General features: G+C 56.8%; 12 protein-coding genes. 7 read left to right on the forward strand and 5 right to left on the reverse strand.

The window, feature by feature from the left end; genetic code table 11:
• Positions 1–26: 26 nt before the first annotated feature.
• On the reverse strand, positions 27–677 hold the full coding sequence (gene rcsB / locus LGL98_RS07590) for a response regulator transcription factor RcsB (RefSeq protein ID WP_002913007.1): 651 nt from the start codon (positions 675–677) through the stop codon (positions 27–29).
• A 15-nt stretch (positions 678–692) separates the two neighbouring features.
• Positions 693–3,350, reverse strand: coding sequence for a phosphotransferase RcsD (gene rcsD / locus LGL98_RS07595; protein WP_136034663.1), 2,658 nt, complete (start codon positions 3,348–3,350; stop codon positions 693–695).
• A gap of 769 nt (positions 3,351–4,119) precedes the next feature.
• On the opposite strand from rcsD, the gene LGL98_RS07600 reads away from it, so the two are divergent.
• From LGL98_RS07600 to mgtE, 6 genes are all read left to right on the forward strand, one after another.
• Positions 4,120–5,220, forward strand: coding sequence for a porin OmpC (locus LGL98_RS07600; protein WP_032733378.1), 1,101 nt, complete (start codon positions 4,120–4,122; stop codon positions 5,218–5,220).
• A 103-nt stretch (positions 5,221–5,323) separates the two neighbouring features.
• Positions 5,324–6,376, forward strand: coding sequence for an FAD:protein FMN transferase ApbE (apbE, locus tag LGL98_RS07605; protein ID WP_136034664.1), 1,053 nt, complete (start codon positions 5,324–5,326; stop codon positions 6,374–6,376).
• 73 nt (positions 6,377–6,449) lie between these two features.
• Complete coding sequence (ada, locus tag LGL98_RS07610; protein ID WP_136034666.1) at positions 6,450–7,514, forward strand: bifunctional DNA-binding transcriptional regulator/O6-methylguanine-DNA methyltransferase Ada; 1,065 nt, start codon at positions 6,450–6,452, stop codon at positions 7,512–7,514.
• Positions 7,514–8,167, forward strand: a complete 654-nt coding sequence (gene alkB / locus LGL98_RS07615) for a DNA oxidative demethylase AlkB (protein ID WP_136034668.1) — start codon at positions 7,514–7,516, stop codon at positions 8,165–8,167. Before ada ends, alkB begins: the two co-directional genes overlap by 1 nt.
• Before the next feature lie 74 nt (positions 8,168–8,241).
• Positions 8,242–9,885: a multidrug ABC transporter permease/ATP-binding protein gene (locus LGL98_RS07620; protein WP_136034670.1), complete on the forward strand. Its 1,644-nt coding sequence runs from the start codon at positions 8,242–8,244 to the stop codon at positions 9,883–9,885.
• Between the two features lie 149 nt (positions 9,886–10,034).
• Positions 10,035–11,471 carry a magnesium transporter gene (gene mgtE, locus LGL98_RS07625; protein WP_136034671.1) on the forward strand — a complete coding sequence of 479 codons (1,437 nt, stop codon included), beginning with the start codon at positions 10,035–10,037 and terminating at the stop codon, positions 11,469–11,471.
• On the opposite strand, the gene LGL98_RS07630 is transcribed toward mgtE, so the two are convergent.
• The gene (locus LGL98_RS07630; protein ID WP_136034797.1) at positions 11,434–12,594 is read right to left on the reverse strand and encodes a SulP family inorganic anion transporter; all 1,161 of its coding nucleotides are present in this window, start codon (positions 12,592–12,594) and stop codon (positions 11,434–11,436) included. The two genes, mgtE and LGL98_RS07630, sit on opposite strands and share 38 nt — an antisense overlap.
• Before the next feature lie 358 nt (positions 12,595–12,952).
• On the opposite strand from LGL98_RS07630, the gene mqo reads away from it, so the two are divergent.
• Positions 12,953–14,587: a malate dehydrogenase (quinone) gene (gene mqo / locus LGL98_RS07635; RefSeq protein ID WP_136034673.1), complete on the forward strand. Its 1,635-nt coding sequence runs from the start codon at positions 12,953–12,955 to the stop codon at positions 14,585–14,587.
• Positions 14,588–14,653: 66 nt separating this feature from the next.
• On the opposite strand, the gene eco is transcribed toward mqo, so the two are convergent.
• Together eco and LGL98_RS07645 are read right to left on the reverse strand one after the other, a co-directional pair.
• Complete coding sequence (gene eco / locus LGL98_RS07640; protein ID WP_025711620.1) at positions 14,654–15,145, reverse strand: serine protease inhibitor ecotin; 492 nt, start codon at positions 15,143–15,145, stop codon at positions 14,654–14,656.
• Between the two features lie 175 nt (positions 15,146–15,320).
• Positions 15,321–16,430 carry an AI-2E family transporter gene (locus LGL98_RS07645; protein WP_136034675.1) on the reverse strand — a complete coding sequence of 370 codons (1,110 nt, stop codon included), beginning with the start codon at positions 16,428–16,430 and terminating at the stop codon, positions 15,321–15,323.
• Positions 16,431–16,615 lie beyond the last annotated feature (185 nt).

A 16,615-nucleotide genomic window follows, 5' to 3' on the forward strand; every position in this document is an offset into this window, starting at 1 on the left:
CAGCGCGAGACGGAGAAAGCAAGGGACTATTCTTTGTCCGTCGCGCTTAGGGAGACGGAAGAGAGGTAGTTCAGCAGGGCGATGTCGTTTTCGACGCCCAGCTTCATCATCGCCGATTTCTTCTGGCTACTGATGGTTTTGATACTGCGATTGAGCTTTTTGGCGATCTCGGTCACCAGGAAGCCTTCAGCGAACAGACGCAGCACTTCGCTCTCTTTCGGCGACAGGCGTTTGTCGCCATAGCCGCTGGCGCTGATTTTTTCCAGCAGGCGGGAGACGCTTTCCGGCGTGAATTTCTTCCCTTTCTGCAATGCGGCCAGCGCTTTTGGCAGATCGGTCGGCGCACCTTGCTTGAGAACGATCCCTTCGATGTCCAGATCCAGCACCGCGCTGAGGATCGCCGGGTTATTGTTCATGGTCAGAACAATGATCGACAGGTCCGGGAAGTGGCGCTTAATGTATTTGATAAGCGTGATCCCGTCGCCGTATTTATCACCGGGCATGGACAGGTCGGTAATCAGAACATGCGCGTCCAGCTTCGGAAGATTGTTGATAAGAGCCGTGGAGTCTTCAAACTCGCCAACGACGTTCACCCACTCAATTTGCTCAAGTGACTTACGAATACCGAACAGTACGATCGGATGGTCATCGGCAATAATTACGTTCATAGTGTTCATGTATAAGGCTACCTTCTACAGCAAACTCTTGACGTAAGCGTCAATGTCGCTGATATATTTTTCTATGCCTTGCGCATCCTTTTCGCGAATCAGATGCTCAAGCGTTTCACATAACTGCTTGCCGGGTATCAGATTAAGCATAGCAAATGCCCCTTTGAGGCGGTGGGCGGTTTGCGCCAGAGCAGCAAAATCACCCGCTTCGATTTCAGTATACAATCTCTGAACATCATCCGGTACCGTATCGGCGAACAGTGCGTAATAGCCGCTGGCATGGAGTTCGGCGTTACTCTCGTTTCCTGAGGTGACGGGCTGAACCGCCTCCTCCGCCAGCTGTTGCTCAATAAGCTGCAGGATAGCCTCCTGCATCGCCGTGCTAATATTAAAGTTGACCCGCAGTTGGCCCGGGCCGATCTTGCGTATCCCTACCTCATCATCGCTTAAAAGCAAGCCAGAAGCAGTAAGATTAGACGGATTATCCGTTAAATAAAGATCAAATGCTTGACTTGTCGCACGGTCGTCCGGCGTGATGCAGGATGCCCCCCAGCTCTCCAGCTGGCGGGTGACAATCCGCCGCACTTCGCTGGAGGTGACATCCAGCAGGACAATAACGTCATCCAGCAGATGTTCACCCGCCTCTGGCGCCTCTTCGCTGGCCGGCATTTTCAAATGCAGGGTATAGCGGGTTCCCAGCGACTCTCGCGTTTTAATTGTCAGTTGCCCGCCGAGCTTGCGCATCATGCGATCGCACAGCCAGAAGGTGAGGGCGTTCGCTTTGCCGTACAGATCGCTCTGGGTCTCGTTGAGATACGGGAAATGCATATTATCGATCTCGTTGGTCGAAACGCCATTGCCGGTGTCCAGAATACGGATGGTCAGCCGATCGCCGGCTGATTCATCCTGACAGACGTCGAGGGTGATCTTGCCAATAGGCGTGGTCGTGACCGAATACTGGATCAGCAGTACCAGCGTGCGCCGAAGTGCTTCACGGTCGCCGTAGCGCTGCTCACCGGCGGGGAGCGCATTATTGATTAGCAACTGCAGACCTTTGCGCTTCATCGCCGGCAGCACTTCCGGTACAACGTCGTCGATCAGTTCCTGAACCGAGAATAGGGCCTGGCTGGTTTTCCAGGCATCGCTTTCCAGCAAATTAGCGAGCTGAATGTCGTCGACCAGTTTGACCAACTCATCGGCATGCTGCGCCAGCGTGCGGTTCTCCGCGCTGTTAAGTGCCGCCGCTTCTGCCGCCAGGCTCAGGGCGGGCTGCTTCAGGGCGTTGCCGATGTGCTGCATAAAGGCCGCCCGGCCCTGCTGGTTCTTCTCGTACAAGCGCTGAGCCTGCTTGAGCTTTTTATTCACCAGCACTTCGCGATCCTGGTCACGGATAATCAGGATTTGGGTGCGCGGCGCCACCTGGCTGCGGTACTGGCGGATCTCATATTGTTCATTGTTGACGGTGGCCTGGATCACCCCCTGGTGCTGGTCCGCCATGTTGGTAATGTTCTGCAGATTCAGGTGCGGAAGCAGATGGTCGGCAATAGGATTGCTGATAACCGTTCGGTTGGCTTCCTGATCATGGACAAGCAGCCCCAGCGGTAGCAAAGAAACAATCTCTTCGTTAATGGCGCGCAGCAGACGCAGTTCGCTGTTGGCGGCGGAGGGGAGCCCGGCACCAGACGAATGGCTGCGTCCTTTATAGTGGCGAAAGGTGGTAAAACCAAACAGCGCCAGCGCTAGCAGACCAATGTTGAGCAGCAGCGGCAGAAGAATATTCTGCAGGGATTCCAGCAGCATGGTGCTCATTGGTACCGTCCACAGCAACTGCATACCGGTGGTACTGATGTCGGTGGCGATTTCGACCTGCATGCCGTTAAAGGTGATCCCGATATGGTCGGCGCGCTCTTTATCCGGTGCCGTCGCGACATTTTGCGACGGATCGGGCTCGATACGGAAGCTGTCTATCGTCATGCCCGGTGGGATCAGATCGTTAATCGGCAGGTCAAAAGCGACCACGGTAGCCAGATGCCCGGGCTGATTGAAGGTGGTGCGTAGGGTAAAGTAGTGTGCATTCTGCCAGGCGAGATGGCGCAATGGCGAAAAGGTCTCGCGCTCATCAAGCGTGTTGGCCTGCAGCAGCATCTCTGCGCGCCGTGACTCCACGAGGCTACCGATCGTTGACTCTTTGACGCTTGAAGAGAGGTCTTTTAATGGCAGGGTGGAGACCAGAATCAGGCTATTGTCCAGACCGTTGAGATAATACATCGACCACGGGATGGTCTCCGCGCCCCACAAGATATCGAGATAATCGGACATTTTCTGCGTCATCTCGAGAGTCGAGCTGTCGTGGGAGCCGAAGATCAGTGCTTCAGTTTTACGCCGGGGTTTCTCCAGGTAGTAAACGTCCTGCTTTAACCGGGTCTCCTGCAGGCCGCCGCTCGCGGCATTGGCGGAGGTGGCGGCGATATTGTCATAGATTTGCCAGGTGGCGTAGCGCCAGGCGTCAATACGCTGGTGCAAAGCGTGGGACACATCAACAACCTGATAGCTTTTCTCTTTCAGCCAGGCATTGACGGCGCTCTGAATCATCACCCCCATCGTCGCCAGCAGGACAATAACCAACAAGATAAAGAAGCGGCTGATGTTGCCGGGGATCAGGGAGAATTTTTTCGGGGTCATCTTGTGACTGAACGACTCATCATTGTTTGTAAACAGGATGTAGCGCCAAGGTAACTGGCAACACAGTACGAGCCCCAGCAGTATAAAGGCTAATGACGTAAATCTACACTACAGAATGGTGTGAGCCCTGTTTTGCCATCCAGGAATTATCTTAGATGAGAGCTGAAAATGAAATCGTCTGGCGAAGGCGGCAGGGGGACGATATTGGCAATAAAGCGGCCAGAAATCGCACGAAATAACAAGACATTGGCGGAATAAGGCAGATTTACCGACGCATTGATTGATTAATAGTCGTTAGGGAATCGTTTGTAGTAGCACAGTTAAATTAAAGTTGTGTAAAGAAGGGTAAAAAAAACCGGATGCGATGCATCCGGTTGAAATAGGGGTAAACAGACATTCAGAACTGAATGACGGTAATAAATAAAGTTAATGATGATAGCGACTCATATTTTAGTCACCAACGAGCGTTTTGTTTTACCATTCAGTGCTATACTAATAACGAGTTGTATCTTATTGATTCTAAAGCTCTAAATATTTTTTTTGATTATTGGTGCGTATTTCCCTGACCGTTTTGGGGTGAAAAAAGTTCCGCTAAATTTACAAATTGAAACATCTTGTGGGAACTTTGAAACATCTTAGAAGTTTTAGTATCATATTCTTGTTGGATTATTCTGCATTTTGCAGCACAATGAAATAGCCGACTGATTAGAAGGGTAATCAGTAAGCAGTGGCATAATAAAAGGCATATAACAAACAGAGGGTTAATAACATGAAAGTTAAAGTACTGTCCCTCCTGGTACCGGCTCTGCTGGTAGCAGGCGCAGCAAATGCGGCTGAAATTTATAACAAAGACGGCAACAAATTAGACCTGTACGGTAAAATCGACGGTCTGCACTACTTCTCTGACGACAAGAGCGTCGACGGCGACCAGACCTACATGCGTGTAGGCGTGAAAGGCGAAACCCAGATCAACGACCAGCTGACCGGTTACGGCCAGTGGGAATACAACGTTCAGGCGAACAACACTGAAAGCTCCAGCGATCAGGCATGGACTCGTCTGGCATTCGCCGGTCTGAAATTTGGCGACGCGGGCTCTTTCGACTACGGTCGTAACTACGGCGTAGTCTACGACGTAACGTCCTGGACCGACGTTCTGCCGGAATTCGGCGGCGACACCTACGGTTCTGACAACTTCCTGCAGTCCCGTGCTAACGGCGTAGCAACCTACCGTAACTCTGACTTCTTCGGTCTGGTTGACGGCCTGAACTTTGCTCTGCAGTATCAGGGTAAAAACGGCAGCGTCAGCGGCGAAGGTACTTCTCCGACCAACAACGGTCGTGGCGCTCTGAAACAGAACGGCGACGGTTACGGTACCTCTCTGACCTATGATATCTTTGATGGTATCAGCGCTGGTTTCGCGTATTCTCACTCCAAACGTAACGGCGACCAGAACACCCAACTGGAACTGGGTCGTGGCGACAACGCTGAAACCTACACCGGTGGTCTGAAATACGACGCCAACAACATCTACCTGGCGACTCAGTACACCCAGACCTACAACGCTACTCGCGCTGGTTCCCTGGGCTTTGCTAACAAAGCGCAGAACTTCGAAGTGGTTGCTCAGTACCAGTTCGACTTCGGTCTGCGTCCGTCCGTGGCTTACCTGCAGTCTAAAGGTAAGGATCTGGAAGGCTACGGCGACCAGGACATCCTGAAATATGTTGACGTTGGCGCGACCTACTACTTCAACAAAAACATGTCCACCTATGTTGACTACAAAATCAACCTGCTGGACGACAACAGCTTCACCCGCAACGCCGGTATCTCTACCGACGACGTGGTTGCACTGGGCCTGGTTTACCAGTTCTAAGTTGCAAGCTGCATAACAAAAAGGCGCCTCTGGCGCCTTTTTTTATGTCCGGTTTAACCTCGCTGGTATACTCTTGTCGCCCTGGTAAGAGGAGCCTCGATTAATGGATATGACTTTCTTTCGCGCCGCGCTGCTGGGCGCCTGCGTTTTGCTCTCTGGCTGCGATTCAGCTACCCCTCCTGCAACTTCCAACTCGACGGCCACTGTGCTGGATGGCAAAACAATGGGCACCTTCTGGCGGGTCAGCGTGATTGGCGTCGATGAAGCAAAAGCCCAGGCATTGCGCGCCAAGGTTCAGGCCCAGCTGGATGCCGACGATCGCCTGCTGTCGACCTGGAAAAACGACTCGGCGCTGATGCGTTTCAACCACGCGGCGGATACCCGTCCCTGGCCGGTGAGCGAAGCGATGGCGGATATCGTGACCCTGTCGCTGCGGATTGGCGCCAAAACGCACGGTGCGATGGATATTACCGTGGGGCCGCTGGTCAATCTGTGGGGCTTTGGCCCGGATAAACAGCCGGTCACCACCCCCGACGCGCAGGCGATTGCCGCAGCGAAAGCACGCACCGGCCTGCAGCATTTGCAGGTTATCAATCAGAGTGGCAGGCAGTTCCTGCAAAAAGATATTCCCGATCTGTTCGTCGATCTCTCTACTGTGGGGGAAGGCTATGCCGCCGATCACCTTGCGCGGTTGATGGAGCAGGAGGGGATCTCCCGCTATCTGGTGTCGGTTGGCGGGGCGCTAGTCAGCCGCGGGATGAACGGCGAAGGCAAGCCCTGGCGGGTGGCGATCCAGAAACCGACCGACCGGGAAAATGCCGTCCAGGCGATTGTCGACATCAATGGCCACGGCATCAGTACCTCCGGCAGCTATCGCAATTACTATGAACTTGATGGCAAACGTATCTCTCACGTTATCGATCCGCAGACCGGGCAGCCGATAACCCATAAGCTGGTCTCCGTCACTGTCATTGCGCCAACGGCGCTGGAGGCGGACGGCTGGGATACCGGACTGATGGTGCTGGGGCCGGAAAAAGCGCAGCAGGTAGTGCGCGAACAGGGGCTGGCGGTCTATATGATCGTTAAAGAAGGAGAGGGCTTTAAAACCTGGATGTCGCCGCAGTTCCGCACTTTCCTTGTCGGCGAGAAAAATTAAAAAGCAAGATTGCGGGTTTTTTACTGCGGGCTTTACCACAGACTGAGGGTACACTTACAGCTGGAGACCCGTCATGAAACCGATAGTTGTCGATACCGATGACCGCCGCTGGCAGGCGGTCTGCGAACGTGATACTCGGGCCGATGGTCAATTTGTCTTTGCGGTACTGACTACCGGCATCTGCTGCCGCCCTTCCTGCCGCTCGCGGCGCGCGCGGCGGGAAAATGTGCGCTTTTTTGCCGACGTCACCTCCGCCGTGGCGGCGGGGTTCCGCCCCTGCAAACGCTGCCAGCCGGATAAAGACGATCCGCAGCAGCAAAGGGTCGACAAAGTGGCGCAGGCCTGCCGGTTGCTGGAGCAGGACGCGCCCCTGACCCTTGAGACGCTGGCCCACAGGCTGGCGGTCAGTCCGTTTCATTTCCACCGTTTGTTTAAATCCGTCACCGGTATGACCCCCAAAGCCTGGCAGCAGGCATGGCGGGCGCGGCGTCTGCGGGAAGCGCTGGCGCAGGGAAGTCCGGTGACTCGCGCCGCGCTGGCCGCTGGTTTTCCCGACAGCAGTAGCTATTATCGCCAGGCCGATGCCGCATTAGGGATGACCGCCAGCCAGTTCCGCCGCGGCGGCACTACCACCGTGGTGACCTGGACGACGGGCGATTGCACGCTGGGTCGCTGCCTGGTGGCATACAGCGAACGCGGCGTTTGTGCGGTGCTGCCGGGTGATAACGATGCGGCATTGCTCGACGACTTGCGCCGGCGCTTTCCCAATGCCGAGCTGCGTGAAGGCGACCCTGAGTTTCGCCGCCAGATGGCGGAGATTTTCGCCCACCTTGATGACAGCCGACGGCCGGTATCGCTGCCGCTGGATCTGCAGGGCACCGCATTTCAGCTGCAGGTCTGGCAAGCGCTGAGACAGATCCCGGTGGGCGAGACCCGTAGCTACCGCCAGGTGGCAGAGCATATTGGTCTGCCGCGGGCGGCAAGAGCGGTGGCCGGCGCCTGTGCGGCGAATTCGCTGGCGGTGATCGTTCCCTGCCATCGGGTGGTGCGGGAGGGCGGTGCGATGTCCGGTTACCGCTGGGGAACGGCGCGGAAAGCGCAGCTACTGGCGCGCGAGGCCCAACATGAGGAGGAGTAATGCTCGATCTGTTTAGCGATACCCCACCGTGGCAGGAGCCGCTAGCCCCTGGCGCGGTGGTACTTCGACGATTTGCCCGCGAGCGCGCCCCGGCGCTGCTGCAGGCGATTGCCGACGTCGCCAGTCAGTCGCCGTTTCGCCAGATGGTCACGCCTGGCGGGTACACCATGTCGGTTGCCATGACCAACTGCGGCCCTCTGGGCTGGACCACCGATCGCCACGGCTATCTGTACGCGCCCATCGATCCGCTAACCGACACTCCCTGGCCACGGATGCCTGCCATATTTTGTGAACTGGCGCTTGAGGCCGCCGCAGCCGGCGGCTATCCGGAGTTTTCCCCCGATGCCTGTCTGATTAACCGCTATTGTCCCGGCGCAAAACTGTCATTGCATCAGGATAAAGATGAACAGGATCTGCGGGCGCCGATCGTCTCGGTCTCGCTGGGCTTGCCGGCCATCTTTCAGTTTGGCGGGTTGCAACGCAGCGACCCGCTGCAGAGGCTGCTGCTGGAGCATGGCGATGTGGTGGTCTGGGGCGGGGCGTCGCGCCTGTTTTATCATGGCATTCAGCCGCTGAAAGCGGGGCATCATCCGGAAACGGGCGACTGTCGTTACAACATTACCTTTCGTCTGGCGGGGCGTTCCCGCGACTAAAATAAGAATTATTCTTGATGTCGCCGCCGAGCCGTTTAAACTGCTGGCTGTTTTGCTTTTGCGGATAGCCTGTTATGGAACTTCTCTCTCTCGTCTGGCGCCAGTATCGCTGGCCGTTTCTGGGCGTTATTGCTCTCAGCCTGCTCAGCGCCGCGCTGGGTATCGGCTTAATCGCGTTCATTAACCTGCGGCTGATAACGGTTGTCGATACGTCGCTGCGGGTCCTGCCGGAGTTTCTTGGTCTGCTGGGGCTGCTGATGGCGGTGACCCTGGGCTCGCAGCTGGCGCTAACCACTCTCGGCCACCATTTTGTCTATCGTCTGCGCGGTGAGTTTGTTAAACGCATCCTCGATACCCAGATTGAACAAGTAGAGAAGATCGGCAGTGCGTCGCTGCTTGCCGGGCTGACCAGCGATATTCGCAATATCACCATCGCCTTTGTGCGCCTGCCGGAGCTGGTGCAGGGGATCATTCTCACCTTCGGCTCCGCGGCCTACCTCGCCTGGCTGTCAGGAAAAATGATGCTGGTGACGGCGCTGTGGATGGCGCTCACCATCTGGGGCGGCTTTGTGCTGGTGTCGCGGGTATACAAACATATGACCAGCCTGCGCGAAACGGAAGATAAACTGTATCACGACTATCAGACGGTGCTGGAGGGGCGTAAAGAGCTGACCCTCAACCGCGAACGCGCAGAATATGTCTTTAATCAGCTCTACCTCCCGGACGCCCGGGAGTACCGGCACCATATCGTTCGCGCCGATACCTTCCACCTCAGCGCGGTTAACTGGTCGAATATTATGATGCTTGGCGCCATCGGGCTGGTGTTCTGGATGGCCAACAGCCTCGGCTGGGCCGATACCGCCGTGGCGGCGACCTATTCCCTGACGCTGCTGTTTCTGCGTACGCCGCTGCTCTCCGCCGTCGGCGCGCTGCCCACGCTGCTCAGCGCCCAGGTGGCGTTTAACAAGCTGCGTCAGTTCTCCCTCGCCCCGTATCAGGCCGACTTTCCCCGGCCGCAGGCGCATCCTGACTGGCAGACGCTGGAGCTGCGCGATGTCACCTTCCATTATCCGGACCAGCGCTTTGCGGTAGGGCCGCTTAATCTGACGCTGAAGCGCGGCGAGCTGGTGTTTCTCATCGGCGGCAACGGCAGCGGCAAGTCAACGCTGGCGATGCTCCTGACCGGCCTGTATCAACCGGTTTCCGGTCAGATCCTCGTCGACGGCCAGCCGCTGGCAGTCGAGAAACCGGAGGAGTACCGCAAACTGTTCTCCGCGGTGTTTACCGACGTCTGGCTGTTCGACCGTCTGCTCGGGCCGCAGGGCGAGGAGGCCGATCCGGCGCTGGTGGCAACATGGCTGGAGCGTCTGCAAATGGCCCACAAGCTGCAGCTGGAGAACGGAAAAATCGCTGACCTGCGGTTGTCGAAAGGGCAGAAGAAGCGCGTGGCGCTCCTGCTGGCGCTGGCCGAGTCCCGGGATATCATTCTGCTGGATGAATGGGCGGCGGATCAGGATCCGCATTTCCGCCGCGAGTTCTATCAGGTGCTGCTGCCGCTGATGCAGCAGATGGGGAAAACCGTGTTCGCCATCAGCCATGACGATCATTATTTCCAGCACGCCGATCGCCTGCTGGAGATGCGCGCCGGCCAGCTCGCCGAACTTACCGGTGAAGAGCGAGAACAGGCTTCTCGCGATGCGGTGGCCCGCACGGCCTGACAATCGCCATACGCCCGGGTAAAGCCCGGGCGCCGCTGAAATTTTCAGCGTCTACATCGCTGACGGTTATTATTTCCCCCTCCTCGCGCTATGCTTAAGGCTTCCGGCCCGCAGGCCGGCTCACTATTCTCAAAAGGATTGCCCGATCGATGTCCGTTTTGCATAAAAAAAGCGCCCGCTTGCGTGACGAAGAGCGCGCCCGTCTGATTTGGCTCTTGAGCACCGATAAAGCGGTGACCTCCGTGCTGCTGGGCAAACTGACGCTGGCTGAGCGCTATGATGAAGGGACGCTGGCCGATGACCTGGCCGAAGTGGAAATGCTGGTCTCGCATCTGCCGCCACCGGATCTCGCCGATGCGCTGGAAGCGCTCCCCTATGACGCCCGCACCGCACTGTGGTGCCTGGTGCCTGACGAGAAACGTGGCGAAGTGCTGCTGGAAGCCTCAGAGAACGTCTGGGGCGATCTCATTGACAAAATGAGCGACCACGAGCTGCTGCAGACCATGCAGCCGCTGGATATCGATGAACAGGTTTACCTGCTGCAGCATCTGCCGCGCAACCTGACCGGACGTCTGCTGGCGACTCTGCCGGCCGAGAAGCGCGCCCGTATCCGGCAGATAATGCGCTACGCCGACAACAGCGTCGGGTCGATCATGGAGTTTGAGGTCATTACGGTGCGGCCGGAGGCCACTCTGGCAGCGGTGCAGCGCTATCTGCGGCGTCTCGGTAAAATGCCGGAGAACACCGATAAGCTGTTCGTCACTACCCGCAATAAGCTGCTGCTCGGCGAGCTGGAGCTCCAGACCATTCTGCTCAACGATGCGCAGAAACGGGTGGGGGAGGTGATGGAGGGCGATCCGGTTACCTTTCAGCCGCATGAAGAGGCGGAGAAAGTGGCGCGCACTTTCGAACGTGATGACTTACTCAGCGCCGCCGTCATTGATGCCGACGGCAAGCTGATCGGGCGCCTGACCATCGATGAGATCGTCGATGTGGTCTATGAAGAGACGGATAACGATCTGCGCCGGATGGGCGGCCTGAGTGATGAAGAAGATGTCTTCGCCCCGGTCAGCAAAGCGGTGAAAACCCGCTGGGCGTGGCTGGCGGTCAACCTGTGTACGGCGTTTATCGCTTCCAGGGTCATCGACGGCTTCGAACACACCATTTCACAGCTGGTGGCGCTGGCCTCGCTGATGCCGATCGTTGCCGGCATCGGCGGCAATACCGGCAATCAGACGATCACCATGATCGTCCGGGCGATGGCGCTGCAGCAGATCCAGCCCGGCAGCTTTACCTTCCTGATCCTGCGTGAAATGGGGGTCGCCCTGATTAACGGCCTGGTGTGGGGCGGGATTATGGGGGCCATCACCTGGTGGCTGTATGACGATCCGCAGCTCGGCGGGGTGATGACGCTGGCCATGATGCTCAATCTGCTGATGGCGGCGATGATGGGCGTGATCATCCCGATGGTTATGGTGAAGCTGGGGCGCGACCCGGCGGTCGGCTCCAGCGTGATGATCACCGCCATTACCGATACCGGTGGCTTCTTTATTTTCCTTGGTCTGGCGACGCTGTTTCTGATGTAGCCGACGCTTTCGCCCGCAGGCGGCGGGGGATGATCGCCATGGCGACAATCCCCGCCAGCACACCGATCGCCAGATTGCTGGTTCCCACCGTCGCGGCGACGGTCACCAGCATCACCAGCGTTTCCGGCCACGGATTACGCGCCAGCTCCCCCGGGCGTATGCTGTGCCAGCTAAAGGTCTTCACCGCCACGATCACCATCACCCCGGCCAGAACCGCCATCGGGATCTTCGCCATCACCTGGCTGAGCGCCGTTACCAGCAGGAGCAGCACCAGGCCGGCGATAACCGTTGAGAGGCGGCTGCGGGCCCGGCCCATTTCCACGTTAACGATGGTCTGGCCGATCATCGCGCAGCCGGCGATGCCGCCATAGCAGCCGGCAAGAATATTAGCGATACCCAGCCCGGCGCTTTCCCGCGATTTATTCGACGGGGTATGGGTGAGATCGTCCACCAGCTTAGCCGTCAGCAGGGACTCCATCAGGCCGACAAAGGCGATACTGAGGGCGCAGGGCCAGATTATCTGTAGGGTGGCCAGGTTTAGGGGAACGGTCAGGGCGGTGAACCCCGGCAGGCCGCCGCTCATTGACCCTTCATCACCCACGGTCGGCAACAGCTGGCCGGTGGTCGCGGTATAGAGGGTGAGCACGACGATGGCAATCAACGGCGCCGGGATAGCCTTAATAAAGCGTGGCGCCCACAGAACGATAAGCAGGGTCAGGACGAACAGACCGACGATCAGCGGTTGTCGGCTCCAGAAATGCGGCACCTGAGCGAAAAAAATCAGGAGCCCGAGGGCGTTGACGAACCCGGTCATCACCGCCGGGGGAATAAAGCGCATCAGGCGCGCCATGCCGCACAGACCAAACAAAATTTGAATAATACCTGCCAGAATGACAGCCGGTAAAATGTACCCCACGCCGTGCTGATGCACCATCGGGCCAATCACCAGCGCCACCGAGCCCGCGGCGGCGGTGACCATCGCCGGGCGTCCGCCGAGGACCGACATCGCCAGACAGAGCACGACCGAAGCAATCAGGCTCACCTGTGGGTCAACGCCGGCAATGACCGAAAACGAAATCACTTCAGGGATTAAGGCGAGCGCGGTGAGCACCCCAGCCAGCACTTCACGCGTGAACAGTGACGGGGAGCGGACGATTAGACGCAGGTTGCCGGAAGCGGCGGGGTCAGAAACTGGGGGCATAAAAAAAGTTCGCAGCTTATAAAAAAGAGGGAGTGGTGTCAGGCCTTGCTTCCGTGCGGTCTGTCACAAAACCAGGGATGATAGCGCGGAATCTGCCAACGCACCAGTACAAAAAGTGATTTGCCGTATACATTTATTAAACATTTTTATAACGGATCTCAAAACAGAACTTAAAATTTAAACAATATTTAAATTTTTGAGCTTCGGTGGTAACGTGAGTGGTGACAATCGTATCACCTGCGCTAAATAAAAACAGCGAGTAAAGTAAGGCTCAAATCCGATGAATAAAAAGATGGCCGTACCACGCTCACAGGCGGTTGGTCCCAACAGCACTCGGACCGACACCCGCCATGAGCAAGAGACGGATGTATTGTTGATTGGCGGCGGCATTATGAGCGCCACACTGGGAACCTGGCTGCAGGAGCTTGAGCCAGACTGGTCTATTACCATGGTTGAGCAGATGTCCAGCGTAGCGGAAGAGAGCTCAAATGGGTGGAACAATGCGGGTACCGGCCACGCGGCGCTGATGGAGCTGAACTATACGCCACAGACCGCCAACGGCATCAATATCGACAAAGCTGTCGACATCAACGAAGCCTTCCATATCTCGCGTCAGTTCTGGGCGCATCAGGTAACGCGCGGCGTCCTGAACAAACCAAAATCTTTCATTAACAGCGTGCCGCACATGAGCTTTGTGTGGGGCGAAGATAACGTCAACTTCCTGCGTGCGCGCTATGCGGCGCTGCAGCAAAGCGAACTGTTCCGCGGTATTCGCTATTCTGAAGACCATCAGCAGATCAAAGCCTGGGCGCCGCTGGTAATGGAAGGCCGCGACCCGCAGCAAAAGGTGGCAGCCACTCGCACTGAAGTGGGAACCGACGTCAACTATGGCGAAATCACCCGCCAGCTGATCGCCGGCCTGCAAACGCATGATAATTTCTCCCTGCAACTGGGCACCGTGGTGCGTCGCTTCAAGCGCAACGCCGATAAGAGCTGGACGGTCACTCTGGCGGATGCCGACAACCGTCGCCAAAAGCGGGTCATTAAAGCGAAATTTATCTTTATCGGCGCCGGTGGCGCGGCGCTGACCCTGCTGCAGGAGACCGGTATTCCGCAGGCCAAAGAGTATGCGGGCTTCCCGGTTGGCGGCCAGTTCCTGGTCTGCGAAAACCCGGAGGTGGTTAACCACCATCTGGCGAAGGTTTACGGCCAGGCTGAAGTGGGTGCGCCACCGATGTCGGTGCCGCACATCGATACCCGTATTATTGACGGTAAACGCGTGGTGCTGTTCGGGCCATTCGCGACTTTCTCGACCCGTTTCCTGAAGAACGGGTCGCTGTGGGATCTGCTGGCCTCGACAAATACCTCGAATATTTTACCGATGCTCAACGTCGGCCTGGACAACTTCGATCTGGTGAAATATCTGATTAGCCAGGTGATGCAGAAAGATAAAGATCGTCTGGCCGCGCTGTGCGAATACTATCCGGAAGCGCGGAAGGAGGACTGGCGGTTGTGGCAGGCCGGTCAGCGCGTGCAAATCATCAAGCGCGATGCGAAGAAGGGCGGGGTATTGCGTCTGGGCACGGAAGTGGTCAGCGATGACGAAGGCACTGTCGCCGCACTGTTGGGCGCGTCGCCTGGCGCCTCCACCGCGGCACCTATCATGCTGCAGCTGATGGAAAAAGTGTTTAAAGACAAAGTTAATTCGCCGGAATGGCAGGCCAAGCTGAAGGCGATCATCCCAACCTACGGTATCCGTCTTGATGGCAACCCGGCGGAGATCGAGAAAGCGTTGGCATGGACCAGTGAAGTGCTGGAGCTGAAATATGAGCCAGCCGGGGCGATGGATGAGGCCCCGCAGGCGGAGCTGAAGCCGCTGAGCGGCGGCAAGCCGATGGCGGATATCGCGCTCTGATAAACGCTCTGACAAAAACGGCAGCCTGCGGGCTGCCGTTTTGTATGGTCGGTTTGTTGGTTCGCCTTAGCGGACGACGGCGTTGCCGATAGTCTCGTCTGCGCGCCAGATGCGATATTTCACATCGACATTGGTCGGCGTGTATACCACGATCGGCAGTTTGCTGTTGTAGCGCAGCATGGCGTCATCCCCGAGGCCGGCAGTGACGAATTTCTTCTCTTTTTTGCCGTCCGGGCAGGCCATCATCGTGGAGACCGGGCCGCTCAGCTTCTCAAAGACATAGTAATCATAGCCCCAGCCTTCCAGGGTTTTGCTTTCCAGTTCCCCGCCGAGACGATGATGGTTGCAGTCGACTTCCAGCGTCTGGCCGATCATCAGCTCAACCTTGAGCGCCGACTCATCCTGCTGCTGCGGCAGCTGAATAACCTGACGCTTCATGCCTTTTTCCGCTTTCGGGAACGGCGCGACTTTTTCCAGCGGTTGGTCTGCGGCCAATGCGCCAGCGGACATGCAGGCGGCGGTCAGCAGAGAAACGGCTAGCGTAGTGATTTTTTTCACGGTTGATCATCCTTTATTTTCGTTCCTGACTGATACAGCCTATCATTGCTTTGCTGAATGTTAAGTTTTATTTACTAATTTTTTCAAAATGAATAGTGTTATGTACTGGCATCATGTCAGCTCAAACCTTGCGCCACGGCAGCGCTGGCGGGCCGCCAGCCGCTGGCCAGGGAAGCTATTCGTTACGGCTATTTTTCGCTTCCTCAATAAACTCTTCGTCAATTTCATCCGTGTTACCGGCGTGTTCCCGTCCCGACAGCAGGTTCCAGCAGGCGATAAACAAGGCGGCAATCAGCGGGCCGATCACAAAACCGTTGATACCGTAGATCTCCATGCCGCCGAGGGTGGCAATCAGGATCAGGTAGTCCGGCATCTTGGTATCCTTGCCCACAAGCAGCGGACGCAGAATATTGTCCACCAGGCCAATCACAACCACAAAAAAGCCGACGATAAAGGCCCCCTGCCATAGCTGCCCGGTGGCGAAGAGATAAATCGCCGCCGGTACCCAGATAATGGCCGAGCCTACCGCCGGGATAAGCGACAGGAAGGCCATCAGCGCCCCCCAGAGAATGCTGCCGTCCAGTCCGGCGACCCAGAAGGCAAAGCCGCCAAGCGCTCCCTGCGCCAGCGCCACGGCGACGGTGCCTTTCACTGTCGCGCGAGCCACTGCGGCAAATTTTGCGAACAGGTGCTGTTTCACATAACTCGATAGTGGCAAAGATTCAAGGATCAACAGCACCAGGTAAGGCCCATCCTTCAGCAGGAAAAATAGCAGGTACAGCATAATGCCGAAACTGACGGTGAAGCCAAAGGTCCCTTTACCAATCAGAAAGGCGCTGCCCGCCAGATACTGGCCGCCTTTCAAAGCGACATCGGAGAGTTGCTGCTGGATCTGCTGCGCGCTATCAAGGTTATGCTCGGCCAGGAAGTTTCTGGCCCAGCCGGGGAGGTGGGCAAACAGGCTGGCGACCACCGTCGGGAACTGAGTGTCGTTATGCTGCAGTTTGCTGTACACCAGATTCAGCTCGTAGGCCAGCGATGACAGAATGATCGCCAGTGGTGTAAACACGATAAGACAGATAATGACGATGGTCATCAGGGCCGCAAGGCCATTGCGTTCGCCGAGGCGGGTACGGATCTTGTTTTTGACCGGATTAAAAATCACCGCGAGGATAGCGGCCCAGAGGATGGCGGAATAATAGGGTGAGAGAACATCGAAAAAGGCCAGGGTCACAATAAAGACGATAAGGATGAAAAATCCTTTAGTAAGTCCATTAACTCTCATGCTATCCGCTCCTGCTTATGAGTCATACATTCGAATAATAGATGCTACGACGTAATTTACCATCAGGATAGTCGCATGCTTAACGATTAACGATGTGGCGCAGAAAGGGGGGAAACCTCAGCGGGCGGGGGGGAGCAGACCTCAAAGACAGGTATAAAAAAACCAGCCATCAAGGCTGGTTTCTG

It is taken from the genome of Klebsiella africana, assembly GCF_020526085.1.
Classification (GTDB): Bacteria; Pseudomonadota; Gammaproteobacteria; order Enterobacterales; family Enterobacteriaceae; genus Klebsiella; species Klebsiella africana.

What these genes read in the sequence shown, in the direction of transcription:
- rcsD (WP_136034663.1), bottom strand. Translation starts at nt 3,350, where the DNA reads ATGACCCCGAAAAAATTCTCCCTGATCCCCGGCAACATCAGCCGCTTC.
- alkB (WP_136034668.1), top strand. Translation starts at nt 7,514, where the DNA reads ATGCTCGATCTGTTTAGCGATACCCCACCGTGGCAGGAGCCGCTAGCC.
- rcsB (WP_002913007.1), bottom strand. Translation starts at nt 677, where the DNA reads ATGAACACTATGAACGTAATTATTGCCGATGACCATCCGATCGTACTG.
- ada (WP_136034666.1), top strand. Translation starts at nt 6,450, where the DNA reads ATGAAACCGATAGTTGTCGATACCGATGACCGCCGCTGGCAGGCGGTC.
- LGL98_RS07600 (WP_032733378.1), top strand. Translation starts at nt 4,120, where the DNA reads ATGAAAGTTAAAGTACTGTCCCTCCTGGTACCGGCTCTGCTGGTAGCA.
- apbE (WP_136034664.1), top strand. Translation starts at nt 5,324, where the DNA reads ATGGATATGACTTTCTTTCGCGCCGCGCTGCTGGGCGCCTGCGTTTTG.
- LGL98_RS07645 (WP_136034675.1), bottom strand. Translation starts at nt 16,430, where the DNA reads ATGAGAGTTAATGGACTTACTAAAGGATTTTTCATCCTTATCGTCTTT.
- LGL98_RS07620 (WP_136034670.1), top strand. Translation starts at nt 8,242, where the DNA reads ATGGAACTTCTCTCTCTCGTCTGGCGCCAGTATCGCTGGCCGTTTCTG.
- mqo (WP_136034673.1), top strand. Translation starts at nt 12,953, where the DNA reads ATGAATAAAAAGATGGCCGTACCACGCTCACAGGCGGTTGGTCCCAAC.
- mgtE (WP_136034671.1), top strand. Translation starts at nt 10,035, where the DNA reads ATGTCCGTTTTGCATAAAAAAAGCGCCCGCTTGCGTGACGAAGAGCGC.